This is a genomic window from Amaricoccus sp., from assembly GCF_036846665.1.
Lineage (GTDB): Bacteria > Pseudomonadota > Alphaproteobacteria > Rhodobacterales > Rhodobacteraceae > Amaricoccus.
In genome coordinates, this window is record NZ_DAIUBO010000332.1 from 1 (window position 1) to 3,485 (window position 3,485).

A 3,485-nucleotide genomic window follows, 5' to 3' on the forward strand; every position below is an offset into this window, starting at 1 on the left:
GGCGTGACGGGGCGGGGCGGGCGCTGCCCGGCGGTGCCTGGCCTCGGCGGGATGGCGGCACGAGGCGCGCGCGGAAACCGGCCTGAACTGGTCGCGCTGCCAAGTGCAGTTCCCCTGAGCCGAAGCGCCCGACCGAAGCGCAGCGACAGTTCTGCAACAGTCGCGCACCGGTTGCGCGGCTGCCCCGGGATGAGAATTTCCGATCACGCTCCCGTGAGCTACGCTGGCCTTCCGGGGGATCGGAAGCGCCGCTGAAATTTCTCAGGGCGTCAACGACGGGAGCGACGGGACATGACACATCGAAACTTCACGCGCGCGGCACTCGCCACGGGGTTCCTCGCGCTGCCGGCGGCGGCGATCGGCCAGGGCCTTCCGCCGATCGAGCACGAATTCTCCAACGGCAGCGTCCTGAGGTTCTACGGCCAGATCAACAAGGGCGTCCTGCAATTCGACGACGGCCAGGCGACCGAGACATACGGGCTGATCGACAACGACAATTCCGGCACCCGCGTCGGGCTCACCTATACCCAGGTGCGCGGCGACTGGACCTTCCAGAACGTCAACGAATTCCAGTACGCGCCCTTCTCCACCGCCACGGCCAACATTCTCGAGCAATCTCCGCCTTCGTCGGCCTATGACTGGAGCAACGCGAACATCCGCAAGATCGACTTCACCTTCGACAACGACCGAATGGGCAAGATCTGGTTCGGCCAGGGCAGCATGGCCACCGACGGCATCCTCGAGATGGATCTCTCCGGCACCGACGTGATCGCCTATTCGGGCGTGGCCGATTCCGCCGCCGGACAGCTGATCCGGGAGAGCGACGGCACGCTCTCCGACATCCAGATCGGGGACGTCTACGCCAATCTCGACGGCGACCGCCGTTTCCGCATCCGCTACGACACGCCGACCTTCGCGAACTTCACCTTCGCGGCCGCCTTCGGCCGCAACCTGCTGAGCAGCGACCCGGACGTGCGCGACGCCAATGTCTTCGACGCGTCGGTCACCTATGCCAATACCTACTACGGCACGGTCGAGCTCCAGGCCGGCCTCGGCTACAACTGGAAGGAAGGCATCGGCAGCTCGGGAGAAAGCAACATCTGGGGCGGCAGCGCCTCGGGAATCCACACGCCGACCGGCCTCAACCTGACCTTCGCCGCCGGAAGCGGCGACGAGAACGACAACAGCGGCGACTTCTGGTACACCAAGCTCGGCGTGCTGCGCGACTTCATCGGCTGGGGGGATACCGGGGCCTCGGTCGATTATTATTCCGGCGACGACTTCAATCTGGACCGCGACGTCGGGATCGACAGCACCACGAGCGACAGCTGGGGCCTCGCGCTGGTGCAGAACATCGACCGGGCCAATACCCAGCTCTGGCTGACCTACCGCAGCTACGACTATTCCGACAATTCGGCGAGCTACGACGACGGTCAGGCGATCTTCGGCGGCGCCCGCTTCCGCTTCTGACCCGGACGCCGGGCGGCGGTTGCGCTACCGCCCGGCGGCTTCCCGCTCCCGCAGTTCCTCGAGCCGCAGCCATTCCTCCTCGGCGGCCGCCAGCGCCGCCTGCCGCGTGACGAGGGCGTCGGTGGCCTTCCGGAACCGCTCCGGCTCGCGCGTGAAGAGCTCAGGATCCCCGAGCAGCACCTCCAGCCGGCCGATCTCTTGCGTGAGCTTCTCCATCTCGTCCGGGAGCCCGTCGAGCCGGTGCCGCTCGGTGAAGCTGAGCCCCGGGCTGCGTACCCGCGCCGGCCTCGGCGCCCTGGGCGTGCCAGATTGCGCCGCCCTGCCCGCGGCCGCCGGCGCCCGGGCCGGCGCTTCCTCGCCCCGCTGCGCGCGATAGTCGCTCCAGCCGCCGGCATAGACGGTCGCCCTTCCGTCGCCCTCCATCGCGATGGTCGTGGTCGCGACCCGGTCGATGAAGTCGCGGTCGTGGCTGACCAAGAGCACCGTGCCCGCGTAATCCGCCACCAGCTCCTCCAGCAGGTCCAGCGTCTCGACATCGAGATCGTTGGTGGGCTCGTCGAGCACGAGCAGGTTCGATTCCTGCGCCATCAGCCGCGCCAGCAGGAGCCGCGCCTTCTCGCCGCCCGAGAGCGCGGAGACCGGACCGCGCGCCTGGGTCTCGGCGAAGAGGAATTCCTTCAGATAGCCGACCACATGCCGCGGCCGCCCGCGCACCATGACCTGATCGTTGCGCCCCGAGATCCCGATGTCGCGGTCGCCGGTCAGGGTCTCCCAGAGGCTCGCCTCGGGATCGAGCGCCGCGCGGTTCTGGTCGAAGACCGCCGGCACCAGCCCCGCGCCCAGCCGCACCGTCCCCGAATCGGGCGCCAGCCGCCCGGTGAGCAGGTTCAGGAGCGTCGTCTTGCCGACCCCGTTCGGGCCGATGAGCGCGACCCGCTCGCCCCGCGCGATGCGAAGCGAGAAATCGCGCAGCAGCACCCGCCCGCCGAAGGTCTTGGCGATTGCCTTCGCCTCGACCACCAGCCTGCCCGAGACCGGGCCCGCGTCGAAATCGAGCCGCGCGGTGCCGGTCTGGGCGATCTGGCTGCGCCGCTCTTCGCGCAGTTCCGCCAGGCGGCGCAGCCGCCCCTGGTTGCGCGTGCGCCGCGCCGAGATCCCCTCCACCGCCCGGCGCCCCTCGGCCCGGATCAGCCGGTCGAGCTTGTGGCGGGCCAGATCCTCCTCGGCGAAGACCTTGTCGCGCCATTCCTCGAAGCCGGCGAAGCCGCGGTCGAGCCGCCGCACCGCGCCGCGGTCCACCCAGAGGATGCGGTCGGTCACCGCGCGCAGGAAGGCCCGGTCGTGGCTGATGCAGACGAAGGCGGTGCGCGTCGCCGCCAGATGGGCCTCGAGCCAGCCGATCGCCTCGATGTCGAGATGGTTGGTCGGCTCGTCGAGCAGCATCAGATCCGGCGCCGCCGCCAGCAGCCGCGCCAGCGCCGCGCGCCGCCGCTCGCCCCCCGAGGCGCGCCCCGGGGCGAGGCCCGCGTCGAGCTTCACCCCCTCCATCGCCATCGCGACGCGCCAATGCTCCTCGGCGGCGAGGCCCGCGGCGGCGAAATCCCCCAGGCTGGCGAAGCCGGCGAAATCCGGCTCCTGCGCCATCAGCCCCACGCTCAGACCGGGCCTGAGGAACCGCTCGCCCCCGTCGGGCGCCACCTCGCCGGCCATCAGCTTCAGGAGCGTCGACTTGCCCGAGCCGTTGCGCCCCACGAGCGCGATCCGCTCGCCGGGATGGATCGCCAGCGACACGCCCCCGAGCAGCGGCGGATCGCCGAAGCTCAGGGAGACGTCGCTCAGGGTCAGGATCGGCGGCTCGGCCATGGCCCGAGCGCCTAGGCCGCCCCCCGCCCGGCGTCAAGCCGCCACCCCGAAGTGCGCACGGCCATCGCATTTGTTCTTCTTCGACCGCCCCATCACGAGATGAGGGCAGCGCCCGGCCCGGGCGGAAGCGAAGCGCCCGCGTCGTGCCGGAG

General features: G+C 70.2%; 2 protein-coding genes. One reads left to right on the plus strand and one right to left on the minus strand.

Annotated features, from left to right (window positions below; translation table 11 throughout):
• The first annotated feature begins 291 nt into the window (after positions 1-291).
• Positions 292-1,470: a porin gene (locus V7050_RS19750; protein WP_324370574.1), complete on the plus strand. Its 1,179-nt coding sequence runs from the start codon at positions 292-294 to the stop codon at positions 1,468-1,470.
• 24 nt (positions 1,471-1,494) lie between these two features.
• Here the strand turns inward: V7050_RS19750 and V7050_RS19755 are convergent, their stop codons facing one another.
• On the minus strand, positions 1,495-3,333 hold the full coding sequence (locus V7050_RS19755) for an ABC-F family ATP-binding cassette domain-containing protein (RefSeq protein WP_324375884.1): 1,839 nt from the start codon (positions 3,331-3,333) through the stop codon (positions 1,495-1,497).
• Positions 3,334-3,485 lie beyond the last annotated feature (152 nt).